The following is a 421-nucleotide window of genomic DNA, read 5'->3' on the forward strand; positions in this document are numbered from 1 at the left end:
CGGCGCCGCCGACGCCCTCGACCAGCTGCGCGGCGAAAAGGACCTGGACTGGGCCTTCCTCAGCCCGGCCATGCTCCTGGAAGGCGAGCAGCGCACCGGCAAGTTCCGCATCGGCGGCGACCAGGTGCTGTTCGACGCCCAGGGCGAAAGCCGCATCTCCCTCCCCGACCTGGCCGTGGCCATGCTCGACGAGGCGCAAACCCCCGCCCACCATCGCCAGCGGTTCACCGTGGCCTATTGAGCGGAACAATGTAGGAGCGGGCCCTGCCCGCGATATCGCGCGCAGGGCGCGCTCCTACAAGGGAACACCGCGGGCGGGGCGGCGTAGGAGCAACTGTCTTTTACTGCTGCGCGGTATCTGTTCTCCAGCAGGTACCGTCCCTGACCATGGCGTTCAGTCGCACGATGAGCACACGCATGC

Annotated in this window: 1 protein-coding gene; it reads left to right on the forward strand. The window is 67.9% G+C overall.

Annotation, left to right across the window (positions count from 1 at the left end):
* Positions 1-241: NAD(P)-dependent oxidoreductase (locus tag DK254_RS33635; protein WP_371921207.1), on the forward strand; the 241-nt coding region annotated here is incomplete at its 5' end.
* Positions 242-421: the final 180 nt, after the last annotated feature.

This window comes from Pseudomonas sp. RW407 (genome assembly GCF_003176655.1).
GTDB classification, from domain to species: domain Bacteria; phylum Pseudomonadota; class Gammaproteobacteria; order Pseudomonadales; family Pseudomonadaceae; genus Pseudomonas; species Pseudomonas delhiensis.